General features: G+C 70.6%; 15 protein-coding genes. 6 read left to right on the top strand and 9 right to left on the bottom strand.

All coding sequences use genetic code 11. The features are described 5' to 3' along the window. Positions 1-52: 52 nt before the first annotated feature. Both NUT86_RS17150 and NUT86_RS17145 read right to left on the bottom strand, forming a co-directional pair. Complete coding sequence (locus tag NUT86_RS17150; protein WP_109890287.1) at positions 53-670, bottom strand: hypothetical protein; 618 nt, start codon at positions 668-670, stop codon at positions 53-55. Beyond that, positions 667-1,299 carry an SseB family protein gene (locus NUT86_RS17145; RefSeq protein ID WP_274736157.1) on the bottom strand — a complete coding sequence of 211 codons (633 nt, stop codon included), beginning with the start codon at positions 1,297-1,299 and terminating at the stop codon, positions 667-669. The genes NUT86_RS17150 and NUT86_RS17145 overlap by 4 nt, the downstream gene beginning before the upstream one ends. Before the next feature lie 285 nt (positions 1,300-1,584). Here NUT86_RS17145 and NUT86_RS17140 point away from each other — a divergent pair, with 285 nt between their 5' ends. Next, positions 1,585-2,301, top strand: a complete 717-nt coding sequence (locus tag NUT86_RS17140; protein WP_274736155.1) for a response regulator transcription factor — start codon at positions 1,585-1,587, stop codon at positions 2,299-2,301. A gap of 209 nt (positions 2,302-2,510) precedes the next feature. On the opposite strand, the gene NUT86_RS17135 is transcribed toward NUT86_RS17140, so the two are convergent. Together NUT86_RS17135 and NUT86_RS17130 are read right to left on the bottom strand one after the other, a co-directional pair. Continuing rightward, entirely contained in the window at positions 2,511-2,813 is a 303-nt protein-coding gene (locus tag NUT86_RS17135) for a hypothetical protein (protein ID WP_266449985.1), read from the bottom strand. 30 nt (positions 2,814-2,843) lie between these two features. Continuing rightward, complete coding sequence (locus NUT86_RS17130) at positions 2,844-4,514, bottom strand: sodium:solute symporter family protein (protein ID WP_018091078.1); 1,671 nt, start codon at positions 4,512-4,514, stop codon at positions 2,844-2,846. Positions 4,515-4,736: 222 nt separating this feature from the next. Between NUT86_RS17130 and galT the strand changes: the two genes are divergently transcribed. The 4 genes from galT (at position 4,737) to NUT86_RS17110 (ending at position 9,075) form a co-directional block, all read left to right on the top strand. Continuing rightward, positions 4,737-5,828, top strand: a complete 1,092-nt coding sequence (galT, locus tag NUT86_RS17125; RefSeq protein ID WP_274736152.1) for a galactose-1-phosphate uridylyltransferase — start codon at positions 4,737-4,739, stop codon at positions 5,826-5,828. Beyond that, positions 5,825-6,799 (top strand): UDP-glucose 4-epimerase GalE, encoded by a 975-nt coding sequence (gene galE / locus NUT86_RS17120; RefSeq protein WP_018091076.1) that lies wholly within the window; start codon positions 5,825-5,827, stop codon positions 6,797-6,799. The genes galT and galE overlap by 4 nt, the downstream gene beginning before the upstream one ends. Further along, positions 6,799-8,034: a galactokinase gene (gene galK, locus NUT86_RS17115; protein ID WP_274736149.1), complete on the top strand. Its 1,236-nt coding sequence runs from the start codon at positions 6,799-6,801 to the stop codon at positions 8,032-8,034. Before galE ends, galK begins: the two co-directional genes overlap by 1 nt. 270 nt (positions 8,035-8,304) lie before the next feature. Further along, positions 8,305-9,075, top strand: a complete 771-nt coding sequence (locus NUT86_RS17110) for a response regulator transcription factor (protein ID WP_109890274.1) — start codon at positions 8,305-8,307, stop codon at positions 9,073-9,075. A gap of 187 nt (positions 9,076-9,262) precedes the next feature. Here the strand turns inward: NUT86_RS17110 and NUT86_RS17105 are convergent, their stop codons facing one another. The 3 genes from NUT86_RS17105 to NUT86_RS17095 all read right to left on the bottom strand — a co-directional run bounded on the left by NUT86_RS17105 (position 9,263) and on the right by NUT86_RS17095 (position 12,790). Continuing rightward, a complete protein-coding gene (locus tag NUT86_RS17105; protein WP_274736146.1) occupies positions 9,263-11,263 on the bottom strand; it encodes a beta-galactosidase in 2,001 nt (666 codons plus the stop codon). Positions 11,264-11,325: 62 nt separating this feature from the next. Further along, positions 11,326-12,117 (bottom strand): SDR family NAD(P)-dependent oxidoreductase, encoded by a 792-nt coding sequence (locus NUT86_RS17100; RefSeq protein WP_274736144.1) that lies wholly within the window; start codon positions 12,115-12,117, stop codon positions 11,326-11,328. Positions 12,118-12,292: 175 nt separating this feature from the next. Continuing rightward, positions 12,293-12,790 (bottom strand): MarR family winged helix-turn-helix transcriptional regulator, encoded by a 498-nt coding sequence (locus tag NUT86_RS17095; RefSeq protein WP_018091071.1) that lies wholly within the window; start codon positions 12,788-12,790, stop codon positions 12,293-12,295. Positions 12,791-12,954: 164 nt separating this feature from the next. Here NUT86_RS17095 and NUT86_RS17090 point away from each other — a divergent pair, with 164 nt between their 5' ends. Continuing rightward, positions 12,955-13,779, top strand: a complete 825-nt coding sequence (locus NUT86_RS17090) for a trans-aconitate 2-methyltransferase (RefSeq protein ID WP_159488024.1) — start codon at positions 12,955-12,957, stop codon at positions 13,777-13,779. Between the two features lie 198 nt (positions 13,780-13,977). On the opposite strand, the gene NUT86_RS17085 is transcribed toward NUT86_RS17090, so the two are convergent. Beyond that, positions 13,978-14,610 (bottom strand): hypothetical protein, encoded by a 633-nt coding sequence (locus NUT86_RS17085; RefSeq protein ID WP_159488025.1) that lies wholly within the window; start codon positions 14,608-14,610, stop codon positions 13,978-13,980. A gap of 15 nt (positions 14,611-14,625) precedes the next feature. Next, positions 14,626-15,762 carry a hypothetical protein gene (locus NUT86_RS17080; RefSeq protein WP_274736140.1) on the bottom strand — a complete coding sequence of 379 codons (1,137 nt, stop codon included), beginning with the start codon at positions 15,760-15,762 and terminating at the stop codon, positions 14,626-14,628.

Genomic DNA, 15,762 nt, shown 5'->3' with positions numbered 1-15,762 from the left:
CCCAGTGGTGCTGTGCAGCAGTGGATGTGCGGTGGTGCGGTGCAACGGCGTGTCAGGACCCGTTGTGGTCGTTGGCCTGCGCCGGGGCGTCACGGTCGTCTTGAAATGGCCGCAGAGCCCAGTTGTGGTCCTTGTCGCCCGCCCACTTGGACGTCGCGAAGTCCTCGCCCGTCTGCTGTGCAGCCTGGTCGACTTCCTGAAAGGCCTTGCGGGATCTGGCGGAGTTGGGGTCCCAGTCCGCGTCGTCGAACTGGGTGATTGCGTTGTCGTCGCGGACTTGCTTCCACGTCCGGTGCTTGAGCTGTTCCTCCGTCATGGTCGGGTCGCCCATCAGCAGCGCATTCGCCCCGACCTTGAGCGTGGTCGAAACATACTGCTCCTGCTCGTGATAAAGCCCGGCCGTCAAATCAAGACGGCGCGCGAATTCGTTGGCTTCATGGATGAGCAGGCGAACGCCCCAGCCCCAGCGTTCACAGAAGTCATCGAATACGGAACTCATGCCGGCGTGCCCGCTCTCCATGCCGGAGAGGGCCAGCTTGTCGAATCCCTGGCCGAGCTGGGCGTTGGTGTCGAAGCCCAGCTCCTTCAGTTCCGCGATCGAGTCGTGGATGCCCTTGGTGACCTGCTTCAGGGCCGTCGGATCGAGTTCGTAACCCTCGGCGGACGTCATGCCGCACCCCCGGCCACGGGTGCACCAGGTCCGCTGTCGGCCTGGCCCGGCTCGATGAGGTCGATCGCCGCTGAGTCCGGCACGATGCCACTGACCGGCGGAAACACCATCCCCTGCTCACTTCCCGCGTCGAGCACCACGCCCGCCGGCCCCTCGATGGCGGGGATGACGACGTCCAGGAGACGCGCGCCGACCGCGCGGGCGTAGGACAGCTCGGTCTCGGGAGCGGCGCCGCGGGACGCCGCGAAGCGAGCCAGTTCCTGTTCGTCGGAGAAGGCGTACAACCAGCGGATACCGGAAAACTCGGCCGACATGAGGGAGTCGTTGATGAGCGGTATCAATACCGGTGTCCGGCGGAACTCACCCACCAGTGCGGCCGGATTCGGATTCCCTGCGTGTGCTGCCGCTACTTCGTCGGCCAATGACATGACGGCCGGCTCCCTCCCCGACTTCAGCTCAACTGTCGAACCCACTTTCGCATACGGCACTGACAATGCAGGCAATGACGCTCCGCCGGAAAACCGGCCACTGGTTTCTTTTGAGTTCAACCAACTTGGGGTGGGGCGGAGTTCGAAGAACGGCAATGGCGGGTGATGCGCTCGATGCGGCGGCCCGGGGCTGCTTGTCATGGGTGGCGCCTCAGGGCGGACCGTCTCAACTCTGCGCGGGAGACGGTGGGTTACGCCGTTACGCCCTCTGCGCCCCGTGCGTCGGCAGAGCCCCGGCAGCGCGAGCCCTCGCCCCCACCCCCTCGAGAGCGCGCCAACCAGCCCCGAATGGCCGGGATTCCAGCATTCCGGGGGGCTTCTTCCCGGTAGGGGGCGCGGTATCGCAGCCGAGCGTGTAGCTTCCCGGGGACAAGCGGCCCGGCCGGGGGCTGCGCCGGGGCCCGCCGGAGCGGGGGAGGTTGCTCGATGGGCGTGCGGCTCATGGTGGTCGACGATCATCGTCTGCTCGCGGAGGCGCTCGCCTCGGCGCTGAAACTGCGCGGGCACCGGGTGCTGGCGGCGGCCGCGCCGAGTGCGGGGGCCGCGGAGCTGGTGGTGAGCCGGGCGCCCGAGGTGTGCCTGCTGGGTACCGCCGCGCCCGCCCGGCCGGGGGCCTTCGACCCGGTCGTACGGATCAAGAAGGAGCGGCCGCAGGTTGCGGTGGTGGTGCTGGGGCCGGTTCCCAGCCCGCGCGGGATCGCCGCCGCTTTCGCCGCCGGGGCTTCCGGTTACGTCCGTAATGACGAGCGGATCGAAGGTGTCGAGCGCGCCATGATGAAGGCGCGGGCGGGGGAGTCGGCGGTGTCGCCGCAGTTGTTGCAGCAGGCCTTCGAGGAGTTGCTGCACCCCGCGGCGCAGCCGGACGACGAGGGGGCGCGGCTGCTGGAGCTGCTCACCCCGCGGGAGGTCGAGGTGCTGATGCGGGTCGCGGACGGTGAGGACACCCGCCTGATTGCGGCGGGGATGGACATCGCGCCGAGTACGGCGCGTACACATGTGCAGCGGGTGCTGATGAAGCTGGAGGTGGGCTCCCGGCTTGAGGCCGCCGCGCTGGCGGCGCGTACGGGGCTGCTGGACCGGGCGGGCGGCCGTGGCGCGCGCGGGGCGGCGGGGCCGGACGAGCCGGTGCCTCCGCCGCGTTAGTCGCGCCCAGTCCTGTGCGGTGGCGGGACCGACCGGATGAGCTGGCGCCGCCCTCGCGTTAGCCGTGCTCAGCCCTGCGCGATGGCGGTACGGGACGAGCCGCCCCCGCGGTAGCCCGGCCCAGCTCAGCCCCGCGCGGCGACAGAACCGGACAAGCCGCCCCCGCCCCGCCCCCGCGACACCCCCCTCAGCCCATCACGCCCCCGCACTCACCCCTCCCCACCCCCACTCCCGTCCGCCAACTCCTCAGCCGTAGGCGGAACCGCCGGTCGTAGCTTCATCCAAACCAGGAAGAACAGGCCGAGGGCGAGCATGCCCAGGCCCGTCCACAGGTTGATGTTGATGTTCTGGGCCTTTTTGAGGTCGGCGTCGGTCGCCATTACGCCGGCGATGGTGACGATCACGCCGTAGACGACGAACAGGCCGCCGATGATGCGCCGTACGTCGAAGAGCCGCGCGGCGGTCGCCGATTCGCGCTCCAGCTCCGCGACCTCGTGCTGGTAGTCACTCATGGTGCGTCAACTCCGCTGGTTCAGGCAGGTTCAGAGGGAGAACGGGATGTAGCAGAGGGCGGCGAGGACGATCGCGCCCCAGCCCAGCAGGGCCGGCTTGCGGTACCAGGCGTCGTCGCCCTCGGCGGGCAGCTCCTCCATGCCGGGGGAGCGGGTGCCGTAGACCAGGCCGGCCAGGGATTCGACGGGCTTGGGCTTGGTGACCATCGTGACGACGAACATCACGAGCGCGCCGACGACGAAGGCGACGATGGAGGAGACGAAGTTCGCGCCCTGGTCGGAGGGGATCGCGATGATGCCCTGCTTGTAGAGCCAGAAGTAGTTGACCATCGCGGCCACGGTGCCGGAGAGCAGCCCCCAGAAGCCGGCCGCGGCGCTGGTCCGCTTCCAGAACATGCCGATGATGAAGACGACGAACAGCGGGACGTTGAAGAACGAGAACAGCGTCTGGAGGTAGTTCATGATGTTGCTGAAGCTGGCGGCGATGAACGCCGTGCCCATGCCGGTCAGCACGCCGACCGCGGTGACCACCCGGCCCGTCTTCAGGTAGTAGGCGTCCTCCCGGCCCTTCTTGAGGTATGCCGCCCAGATGTCGTTGGTGAAGACGGTGTTGAAGGACGAGACGTTGGCGGCCATGCCGGCCATGAAGGCGGCGAGCAGACCGGTCACCGCGATGCCCAGTACGCCGTTGGGCAGCAGGTCCCGCATCAGCACCGGGATCGCGTCGTTGTACTGCAGCCCGTCCTTGGACTTGCCCAGCGTCGGCTCCATGACCAGCGCGATCAGACCGGGGACGACCACCACCAGCGGGATGAAGATCTTGGGGAAGGCGGCGATCAGCGGCGTCCGCTTGGCGGCGGAGAGGTTCTTCGCGGACAGGGCGCGCTGCACCTCGGCGAAGTTGGTGGTCCAGTAGCCGAAGCTCATCACGAAGCCGAGGCCGAGGACGATGGTGAGCCAGTTCGCGCCGAGCGGGTTGCCCTCGCCGATGCCGGTGCCCTTCCAGGCGGTGAGGAAGGCGTCCCCGTGCGAGGACGTGAGCGAGTCGGTCAGTCCGTCCCAGCCCCCGACGCGCTTGAGGCCGACGACGGTCAGCGGTATCAGCGCCGCCAGGATGACGAAGAACTGCAGCACCTCGTTGTAGATCGCCGAGGAGAGACCGCCGATGGTGATGTACGCGAGGACGAAGAAGCCCGCGACGACGATCGCGACCCACTGCGGCCAGCCGAGCAGCGCCTGCAGCACGATCGCCATCGCGTACAGGTTCACGCCCGCGATCAGTACGGACGAGACGGCGAAGATGACCGAACTGAGCAGGTGCGAGGAGGGGCCGAAGCGGTGCAGCAGGAATTCCGGCACCGAGCGGACCTTGGAGCCGTAGTAGAACGGCATCATCACCAGGCCGAGGAAGACCATCGCCGGGATGGCGCCGATCCAGTACCAGTGGACGGTGTAGGCCCCGTACTGCGCGCCATTGGCGGCCATACCGAGGATCTCGGTGGCGCCGAGGTTGGCGGCGACGAACGCGAGACCGGTGACCCAGGCAGGCAGTGACCGCCCGGAGAGGAAGAAGTCCAGGCTCGTCTTCACGCTGCGTTTGGCCGCGAATCCGATGCCGAGGACGACGACGAAGTAGAGGGCCAGGATCGTGTAATCCAGCCCGTTGGTAGGGAGCCGTAGCCCCTCGGCCAGGGTGATCATGGTGGGTACTCGCTTCTTTGCGCGACCGGAACGCACAGAAAGCTACGCCCGGGCCCTCAGAAGCTGAATACTTTTGTTTGGTTGAGTTGTTGATCTGTGATCGGGCCTGTCGATATGTCGTATATGCCCCTGGGGTATCCCGTGCTGTGCCCAGCGTTGACGCCGCTGTTGAGTTGTGCTTCATTGTGTTTGTTTGTGTTTGGTGGGCGTGTGAGGAGCTCCGTGAAGAAGACGACGACCCGGCTGGCTGACGGCCGGGAGCTCATCTACTACGACCTGCGCGACGACGCCGTACGCGACGAGCGGGACCACCGCCCCCTCGACCCCGTCGCCACCGCCTCCGAGATCAGGCACGACCGGCTCCTCGGCGACTCGGTCGCCATCGCCTCACACCGCCAGGCCCGCACCTACCACCCCCCGGCCGACGAATGCCCGCTGTGCCCCTCCCGTGACGGCCGGCTCTCCGAGATCCCCGCCCCCGACTACGACGTCGCCGTCTTCGAGAACCGCTTCCCCTCCCTCGCCGGCGACAGCGGCCGCTGCGAGGTCGTCTGCTTCACCCCCGACCACGACGCCTCCTTCGCCGACCTCAGCGAGGAGCAGGCCGCCCTGGTCCTGGAGGCCTGGACCGACCGCACCGCGGAACTGTCCCAACTCCCCGGTGTGGAGCAGGTCTTCTGCTTCGAGAACCGCGGCGCGGAGATCGGCGTCACCCTCGGCCACCCGCACGGCCAGATCTACGCGTACCCCTTCATCACCCCGCGCACCGAGCGGATGCTCACCTCGCTCGCCGCGCACCGCGAGGCCACCGGCGGCAACCTCTTCGACGACACGGTCGCCGACGAACTGGCCGACGGCCGCCGGATCGTCCTGGAGGGCGAGCACTGGGTGGTCTTCGTCCCGTACGCCGCCCACTGGCCCTACGAGGTGCACCTCTACCCCAAGCGCCGGGTCCCCGACCTGCTCGCCCTCGACGAGGCCGCGCGCACAGAATTCCCACAGATCTATCTGGAAGTCTTGCGGCGCTTCGACCGGATCTTCGTCGGGCGGGACGGTGGGAAAGAGGAGGGGGCGAGCCGGGGGGTCCGTGCGGCCGGCGCCGCGCGCACGCCGTACATCGCCGCCTGGCACCAGGCGCCGCTGCGCGCCGGGCGCCGTGAGGACTTCGCACTCCACCTTGAGCTTTTCACCATCCGCCGAACTTCCGGCAAGCTGAAGTTTCTCGCGGGTTCCGAATCCGGCATGAACGTGTTCATCAATGATGTGCCGCCGGAGGCCGCGGCCGAGCGACTGCGAGAGGTAGCGAGCGAGTGAGCAAGAAGTACCTGGTCACCGGTGGTGCGGGATACGTCGGCAGCGTCGTTGCGGCACATCTGCTGCAGGCCGGCCACGAGGTCACCGTGCTGGACGACCTGTCCACCGGCCACCGCGAGGGCATCCCCGCCGGAGCCCACTTCATCGAGGGCCGCATCCAGGACGCGGCGAAGTGGCTCGACCCCTCCTACGACGCGGTGCTGCACTTCGCCGCCTTCTCCCAGGTCGGCGAGTCCGTCGTGGACCCCGAGAAGTACTGGCGCAACAACGTCGGCGGCACCATGGACCTGCTCGCCGCGATGCGCGACGCCGGTGTCCGCACCCTCGTCTTCTCCTCCACCGCCGCCACCTACGGCGAGCCGGCGTCCACCCCGATCACCGAGTCCGCCGAGACCGCGCCCACCAGCCCGTACGGCGCCAGCAAGCTCGCCGTCGACCACATGATCAGCGGCGAGGCCGCCGCCCACGGCCTGGCCGCCGTCTCACTGCGCTACTTCAATGTCGCCGGCGCCTACGGCAGCTGCGGCGAGCGCCACGACCCCGAGTCGCACCTGATCCCGCTCGTCCTCCAGGTCGCCCAGGGCAAGCGCGCGGCGATCTCCGTCTACGGCGAGGACTACCCCACCCCCGACGGCACCTGCGTCCGCGACTACATCCACGTCGCCGACCTCGCCGAGGCCCACCTCCTCGCCCTCGACGCCGCCACCGCCGGTGAGCATCTGATCTGCAACCTCGGCAACGGCAACGGCTTCTCCGTCCGCGAGGTCATCGAGACCGTACGCAAGGTCACCGGGCACCCCGTCCCGGAGGTGGCCGCCCCGCGCCGCGGCGGCGACCCCGCCGTGCTGGTGGCCTCCGCCCAGACCGCCGTCGACCGCCTCGGCTGGCGGCCCGCCCGCGCCGACCTCGCCGGCATCGTCGCCGACGCCTGGGAGTTCGCGCAGCACCTCGAACGGACGAAGGAGTCCTGATGACCGCACACGGAACCGCGGCCCCGGCCACCGGGCGCGTCCGGCACACCGCCGGGCAGTTCGCCGCGGTGTACGGCGCCGCCCCCACGGGCACCTGGGCGGCGCCCGGCCGGGTCAACCTGATCGGTGAACACACCGATTACAACGACGGTTTCGTGATGCCGCTCGCCCTGCCGCACACCACCCTCGCCGCCGCCTCGGCCCGCACCGACGGGGTGCTGCGGCTGCACTCCGGCGGCGCCGACGGCGGCATCGTCGCACTGCGCCTCGACGAGCTGCGGCCATGGCCCGAGACGGCCTCAGAGTCGCTGGAGACGAGCCGGGGCGGCGCCCAACGCAGCGGCGGATGGGCCGCCTACCCCGCCGGCGTCGTCTGGGCGATGCGGGAGGCCGGCCTGCCCGTCGGCGGCGCGGATCTGCACTTCGAGAGCACGGTGCCCACCGGCGCCGGACTCTCCTCCTCCGCCGCCCTGGAGGTCGTCACCGCGCTCGCCCTCAACGACCTGTACGCGCTCGGCCAGGAGCCGCAGCGGCTGGCGCAGCTCGCCCAGCGGGCCGAGAACGCCTTCGTCGGGGTGCCCTGCGGGATCATGGACCAGACCGCAGCGGCCTGCTGCACCGAGGGCCACGCCCTGTTCCTGGACACCCGCGACCTCACCCGGCGCCAGGTCCCGTTCGACCTGGCGGGGGAGGGGCTGCGGCTCCTCGTGGTCGACACCCGGGTGAAGCACGAGCTGGGGGACGGCGCATACGCGGAGCGGCGCGCCGGCTGCGAGCGTGGCGCGCGGGCGCTCGGGGTGCCTGCCCTGCGCGACGTGCCCTACGCGCAACTGCCCGAGGCGCTGTCAGGGCTGGCCGGAGACCCCGTCGTCCAGGCCCTCGTCCGGCACATCGTCACCGAGAACCACCGCGTCGAAGAGGTCATCACCCACCTCGACGCGGGCCGCACCCGCGCCATTGGCCCGCTGCTCACGGCCGGCCACGCCTCGCTCCGCGACGACTTCAAGATCTCCTGTCCCGAGCTCGACCTCGCCGTCGACTCCGCGCTGGCGGCGGGCGCCCTCGGGGCCCGGATGACCGGCGGCGGTTTCGGCGGCTCGGCGATCGTGCTCGTCGAGGAGGCGGACGCCACGGCCGTGAGCGCGGCGGTCACCGAGGCGTTCGCGGCGGCCGGCCATGCCGCCCCGCGGATCTTCGAGGCGGTCGCGAGCGCGGGGGCGCACCGCGTCGAGTAGGGCGCGCCGGACGGCGTGAAGCCACCGGACAGGCGCCGAACAGCCCGGCGGGGGAAGCAGTTTCGCCAATCACCTTCCCTCGCCGCACCCCGTCCGTACGCTGGGAGCCTGCACCGGTGGGGGCCGGTGCCGATCAGGGGGCGAGACCGTTCGGGTACGGCGCCCGGGGTGGGGTAGCAATGTTGGCACGGCGGCGGCCGTGCGGCTGAGGCGATCTTCAACTCGGGCGCCGTGCCCGCTATGGTCCGTTCACCGAGACAGGGGGTCTCTGTGCAACGCATCCGGGTTCTGGTGGTCGACGACCACCGCATCTTCGCCGAATCCCTGGCGGCCGCGCTCGCCGCGGAACAGGACGTGGACGTCGCGGCCGCGGGCAGCGCCCCCGCTGCCCTGCGCAATCTGGACCGGGCGGCCACCGACGGCCACCGCTTCGACGTGCTGCTCGCCGACGCCGACCTCGCCGCGCCGCTGCTCGCGGTGCCCGCACAGGGAGCCGCCCGCGACACCGTGCCGCGCGCCGTGCCGCGGGACGGCATCGCGCTGGTCTCCGGCCTGCGCACCAGCCATCCGTATCTGCGCACCGTCGTCCTCGCCGACCGCGACGATCCGCGCCGCGCGGCCGCCGCCCTGCAGGCCGGTGCCTCCGGCTGGGTCGCCAAGGACTGCTCGCTCTCCCGGCTGCTCGCCGTCATCCGCGGTGTGCTCCGCGACGAGACGCATCTGCCGCCCGCGCTGCTGACCGGTGTGCTGCGGGAGCTGACGGCCGCCCGCAAGCACCGTTCGGAGAGTGAGCGGCTGGTGGAGTCGCTGACCCCGCGCGAGCGTGAGGTGCTGCGGTGCATGGTGGCGGGCCTGGGCCGCAAGGCGGTCGCCGAGCGGCTGTTCCTCTCGCCGCACACGGTCCGTACCCATATGCAGAACGTGCTCGGCAAGCTCGGGGTGCACTCCACCCTCGCGGCGGTGGCACTGGCCCGCCGGGCCGGCGTCGGCCCGGTCGAGCTGGAGGCGGCGGCCGCGGCGGCCTCGGTGCCGGTGCCGTGAGCGGCCCGGTTCCGTGAGCGGCCCGGGGCTCGTGGGACGGCTGGGGGCCTGAGCCCGCCACGGGCTCCTGGCGCCGGTCCGGCGGATCGGGGCAGGACCCCGGCAGGCCCTCCGGCTCCGCCACAGCACGGCCACGCCCCCGGCGCGCTCTACGGCTCCGTCAGCACGGCCCCGCACCCGCCACGCCCTATGGCCTCGTCAGCACCGCCACGCCCCGTGCCCCCAGCGTGATCCGGTCGACGGCCCCGGCCCCGGCCCCGGCCGTGCCGCGCGCCGCGAGCGCATCCCGCAGCGGCGCCGGCAGCCCGACCTCGGCCGCCTCCGCCCCGTGGTTGAGGAGGAAGAGGTAGCGTCCGCCGGCGCCCTCGCGGACGGTGGCCTGGACGCCCGCGGGCAGCCCCGGCAGTACGGGCTCCACACCGGCCGCCGCGCGGACCTCGTCCAGCAGCGCCCGCATCAGCGCCGGTTCGAGCCGGGTGGCGACGTACCAGACCGTGCCCCGCCCGTAGGAGTGCCGGGTCACCGCGGGCCGGCCGGCCAGCTCCCCGTCCGTGAAGTGGGCGAGCGCCTCGGCCCCTTCGAGGTCCAGGGCCTCCGACCACAGGTCCGCCTGCCCCGCGTAATCTCCGTCGACAGCCACCGACCGGCCCGCCTCCAGCGGCCAGAACTCCGCCACCCGCAGCCCCAGCAGCGCCCGCAGCGGCGCCGGGTAGCCGCCGGGGTGCACCCGGTCGTGCGCGTCGACGATCCCGGAGAAGAACGACACCAGCAGCTGCCCGCCGTCGCGTACATAGGCGGCCAGCCGCTCGGCATCCCGCGTGGTGAGCAGATACAGGTTGGGCGCCACGACCAGCCGGTAGCCGGACAGGTCGCGCTGCGGCGGCAGCACATCGCAGGCCACACCCGCCTCGAACAGCGGCCGGTAGTGATCCAGCGCGATACGGGAGTGGTCCAGCGCGGTCGACGGCTTGGAGTCCAGCTCGAGCGCCCACCAGCTGTGCCAGTCCGCGAGCAGCGCCACCCCGGCCCGCGACCGGGTCCCCTCGATGCCCGGCACTGACGCCAACTCCCGCCCCAGCATCGACACTTCACGGAAGACGCGGGTGTCGGTCCCGCCGTGCGGCAGCATCGCCGAGTGGAACTTCTCCGCGCCGCCCAGCGACTGCCGCCACTGGAAGAACAACACCGCGTCCGCGCCCTGGGCGACGGCCTGCCAGCTCCACAGCCGCATCGCACCGGGCGGCTTGGGACCGTTGCGGGGCCGCCAGTTGACCGCGCCCGGCGCCTGTTCCAGCAGCATCCAGGGCTGCCCGGAGCGCGCCGAGCGCATCAGGTCGAAGACATATCCGGCCCGGACGTGATCGTCGGGCACATGCGGATCCTGGTAGAAGTCCAGCGCCATCGCGTCCATATGGGACGACCAGGCGAAGGCATCGACCGGCTTGTGCTGCGGCATCAGATTGGTGGTGGCCGGAATTCCCGGGGTGACACGTTCCAGCACCGCCTTTTCGGCCAAGTAGCAGGCGCGCAGTGCCTCGTCACCGAAGCGCAGATAGTCCAGCTGCTGTGCGGGGTTGGGGAAGGTGGGCGCGGTGCGGGGCGGCAGCACCTCGTCGAAGTCGCCGTACGCCTGTGACCAGAAGGCCGTCGACCAGGCGGCGTTGAGCGCGTCGACGCTCCCGTACCGCTCGCGCAGCCAGCGCCGGAAGTCGTCGGCCGACACCTCGCAGTAGCAGTGGCGGGTGTGGCAGCCGTATTCGTTGCCGATGTGCCACATGGCGAGCGCGGGGTGGCCGGCGTAGCGGGTGGCGAGCTGTTCGACGAGGCGTACGGCGTGGGCGCGGTAGACGGGGCTGGAGGGGCAGTAGTGCTGCCGGGCGCCGGGCCAGCGCCGCCGGCCGTCGGCGTCCTCGGGCAGGATCTCGGGGTGCGCGCGGGAGAGCCACGGTGGTGGTGAGGCGGTCATCGTCGCCAGACAGACGGCGATACCGGCGCCCGCCAGCCCGTCCATGACCCGGTCGAACCAGCCGAAGTCCCAGGCCCCGGGCCGGGGTTCGACCTTGGCCCAGGAGAAGATCCCGGCGGTGACCAGGGTGACACGGGCCGCCTTCATCAGCTTCAGATCCTCGGCCCACACCTCCTCGGGCCACTGCTCGGGGTTGTAGTCGCCGCCGAAATGGATGCCCATGGATCCCCCTACGGATCGAGGCCCGGGCGGGGCGCCGCGGCCCCGCCGTCAGCAGAACCGGCTCACGAGGAGTTCTTGTACACGCTCCAGCCGCCGTCGACGACGAGGCTCGCCCCGGTGACGAAGGATGCCTCGGGGGAGAGCAGAAAGGCGATGGCCGCGGCGATCTCCTCGGGCCGCCCCAGCCGCCGCGCCGCCGTCTCCGCGGCGCTGGCCTGCCGTTCCTCCTCGCCGATCCCGTCCCATGCAGCCGTCAGCACGGGGCCCGGCAGCACGCTGTTGACCCGCACCTCCGGCCCGTATTCGACGGCCAGTTGACGGCCCAGACCGGTCAGTCCGGCCTTCGCCGCGGCGTAGGCAGGCCGTCCCGGCAGCCCGACCAGGGCATGCACGGACGAGGTCAGCACCACCGCGCCGCCGCGCGCCCGCAGATCCGCCAGGGCGGCGCGTACGCCCAGGAACGAACCGGTGAGATTGACCGCGAGCTGCCGGTCCCAGTCCGCCAGCGGGGTGCGGTCGGCGGCCGCCACAGACGGCACAAAGGCGTTGCTGACCAGCCCGTCCACCGGGCCGTAGCGCTGCCGCGCCGCCTCGACGGCCCGCCGCCAGTCGTCCTCGCCCGCCACATCGCAGTGCTCGTACGAGGCCCGGCCGCCGGCCGCCCGGATGCGCCGCGCGGTGTGTTCGCCGCGCGCGTCGTCGATGTCCAGCAGCACCCCGGCGCCCTCGGCCGCCAGCCGGTCGGCGGTGGCCGCCCCGATCCCGGCGGCGGCCCCGGTCACCAGGACCGTACGGCCCTCGAACCGCCTGCCGTACGGGCCGTTCGCCGGATGCGGTGCGCGCTGCTGGCTCATGGCGCGATCCAAGCCCACGGGGCGAGCGGCGGGCAAGGGGACAGGGACGGCGAGGGGCGCACGCGAATTCAGGGGGCGCGCGCCACCTTCTTGCGCGCCGCCAAATGCGGTGCGCCAACCGGTCGCACGCCGGTGCAGAACTGCCTTCGCGACGCGCCTGGGCTTCCCTGGGCGGCTATCCGGGAGTGTTGTCGAACGGCCCGGTCAACTGCCGCAGCAGTCCGGCCAGTTCACTGCGCTGCTGTCGGGACAGCTCGGCGAGAATGGCACGCTCCTGGTAGAGCAGTCCGGCCAGCGACCGGTCGGCCTTGTCGCGGCCCTCCGCGGTCAGTCTGACCAGCACTCCGCGCCGGTCGCTGGGGTCGGGCAGCCGCTCGACGAGGTTCTTCTTGGCCAGCCGGTCGATGCGGTTGGTCATCGTCCCCGAGGTGACCAGTGTCTGCGTCAGCAGCGCCCCGGGGGAGAGCTGGTACGGCGCCCCGGCGCGCCGCAGCGCGGTGAGCACATCGAACTCCCACGGCTCCAGGCCCACCTCGGAAAAGGCGATACGGCGGGCCCGGTCAAGGTGTCTGGCCAGCCTGGAGACGCGGCTGAGGACCTCAAGCGGCTCCACGTCGAGGTCCGGGCGCTCGCGGCGCCATGCTGCGACCAGTCGGTCGACCTCGTCCTCCATGACGATCAGTGTAGAGGGTCTGTCGACATGAAGTCTCTTGACGTCGAGATATATTTCGCTGGACTATGGGCATCGTCGGCGGGGGCTCGGTTTCCAGCCGAGACGGCCCGAACCAGACCGTGCCAGCCTTGTGTCAGCCCTGCATCGGCAAAGGGGTTTCGAACATGCACGACGCACCAACCTGGGATCCGCAGCAATATCTCCGCCACTCCGGGCACCGTACCCGTCCGTTCCACGACCTGCTCAACCGGATACCCGACCTGCCCCGGCAGGACCGCACCGCCCGCATCGCCGACCTCGGCTGCGGCCCCGGCAACGTCACCGCCCAGCTCACCACCCGCTGGCCGGACGCGCACATCACCGGATTCGACAACTCCCCGGACATGCTCAAAGAGGCCGAGACCTACGCCGGCCCCACCCCGGGCGGCGGCCACCTCGACTTCGCCCCCGCCGACGCCGCCGACTGGACGCCCGAGGAGACCTACGACCTGATCGTCTCCAACGCGGCCCTGCAGTGGGTCCCCAACCACCCGGACTCCTTCGCCCGCTGGATCGAGGCCCTCGCCCCCGGCGGCACCTTCGCCTTCCAGGTCCCCGGCAACTTCACCTCACCCAGCCACGCCCTCCTCGGCGAGCTGTGCGACGCCCCTCAGTGGCGCGAGCGGCTCAACACCCACGGCCGCCGCTTCATCCACATCCTCGAACCGGCCGCCTACCTGGAGCGCCTCACCGACCTCGGCTGCGCCGCCGACGTCTGGGAAACCACCTACGTCCAGCTCCTGGAGGGCGACGACCCGGTCCTCGACTGGGTCAAGGGCACCGCCCTGCGCCCCGTCCTCACCGCCTTGGAGAACGACCCGGCCGCCCGCGAAGCCTTCCTCGCCGAATACCGCGAAGCCCTCCGCAAGGCCTACCCCACGGGCCGCCACGGCACGGTCTTCCCCTTCCGCCGCATCTTCGCCGTCGCCCAGAAGCCCACGGCACACTGACGCCCCCCGCCCACCGCCGGCCGCCACCCCCGCGGCCGCGCCCCGACTCTCCCCCTCCGAGGTGACCCGCGCCGTGATCACCGGCCTCGACCACATCCAGCTCGCCGCGCGCGGCGACTACCGGTCCGAGGCCGGCACGGGCCGGCTCCAGCTGGGCGTCCAGGGGATTTGCGGGCCTTTGAGCTACGGGATTTCGAGCTACGGGATGGGGTCGCGTTTGCCGAGGGTGTGCGGGAAGAACTTCGCGCATTCCTCCGTGTCGGGACCGAACAGCGTCCCCCACGAGCCGTCGGAGAAACCGAGCTGCACATCGTGGTCATGGGCGCCGGTCAGCCGCGTCCAGGACAGGCAGTCCCGACGGAAACTCGGACCCAGTTCGATCGCCTCGTCCAGTTTCCCGTTCCAGCGGTTGTACTGCGCGTACACGAAGTGGAAGTTTCTCTCGGTGAGCGCGACCGCGACCACGACGCCCACCTTGGCCCGCGGCTGAGCTGCCGCCAGCCACTGGCCGGCCAGACTGTCCCAGCCGCCGAAGAACGTCTTCTTCCTCTTCTGCGCCTTGGCCCTCTTGGCGGGATCGGTCACCTTGTCGAACTGACTGGGCGACGAAAAGTCGGCGGTCAGGAAACGGAAGACGAATTCCCCGAACTTTCCCAGGAAATCCCCGGAACTGGACCGGCCGTCGGCCAGCACCCGGGGCCGTCGCTTGTCCGGCACGTCGCAGCCACCCGTACCGGTGGCATAGGGCGAGCGCGACGTGGTGAACCCGCCCAGATAGACCTCGCCTGCGGGCAGTACCGCGGGGATTTTCTGCTCCAGATCGGCCCGCAATGTTCTCAGCTCCTCTTAGCCGAACAGGGAATCATCCGCGGCAGCGGCACGGGTACACGGTGCGGTCACCTCAGCGGTGAATGTGCCGGCTTCGCCGTCCACAGACGCGCTGAACGCATAACCCGCCGATTGCTCAGGCGCCTCGTCCCCGGCGCATACGCGGACGCGATTCCCGGCGCTTTCCGTCTCCGCCTGCCATCCTCGCGAGGTGAACGAGGCGACGGCCCTCGGCAGTGCGTGCGGGAGATCGTCCCCCACCACGCTGCTGATGTACCAGCCGTGCCGTGCCGAGCAGGCGGACCGCAGGCCCTTGGCCCAGCATGTCTCGCACGTGATGGATTCGACCTGTTGCCCTCCGTGTACCTGACCGCGCAGTGCGGCGGCGTCCATCAGGCGGCTGGAGTACCAGAACAGGGCCTGTGCCACTGCCGGGTCCGGGTCAGGCAGGGGCGGCGGCGACTGAGGCAGCGCCATGGGACCGTCGGCGGAGCTGTGTTCGCCCGCCGGCATATCGGTTTGCCGCCCCGTCACCTCGATCGTGTTGACGATATTGAAGAACAACTCGGAATACAGGTTCCAGTCGTCCAAGCACGGGGTGCTGAGCTCGAACAGCCCGACTTCGCCATGATCAGGCACCGGAAAGAAGACCGAGATTTTCCCCAGGGTCAGCGTCTCGGGCCGGCCGGAGTCGGTGATCTCGCCGGGCAGTCTCCGGACCTCCGGAGCGAGCCGGACGGCCGCCTCGCCGGCGGCCAGGGTGATCACTTCGACCTCGCTGTCCGGGGATCCCGTGGCGAGGTGGTCAGCCAGGTCCTGGGCCGTCATCGTTTTTACCTGCGGCATGTCGTCGACGAACGTTGCGGTGACTGTTGCCGTGCTCCGCTGCCCTTCGACGTTCAGCAAACAGAAACCGGCGTAACTCATCCCCGCCTCCACCATCTCGGAGACCAGGGGGATGTTCATCATCACGAACCTGAGCCAGAGCTCGTCGTCGCCCTCCGGGTACACCTCCGCCGCAAGGTCAGCGAGGTCTTCCACGAGGGCCTCGGGATCGGCGGTCAGGGGGTATTCGAAGAAGGCGGGAGGGACCCGAAAGGTGACGGGCGGGTCCTCATCAGCTCCGCGGGCCACTTCGGCGACTGCTTCCGTCAT

The organism is Streptomyces sp. G7(2002), assembly GCF_028870195.1.
Classification (GTDB): domain Bacteria; phylum Actinomycetota; class Actinomycetes; order Streptomycetales; family Streptomycetaceae; genus Streptomyces; species Streptomyces nigrescens.
The sequence above is the reverse complement of the archived record's forward strand: the minus strand, read 5'-3'. Positions and strand labels throughout refer to the sequence as shown.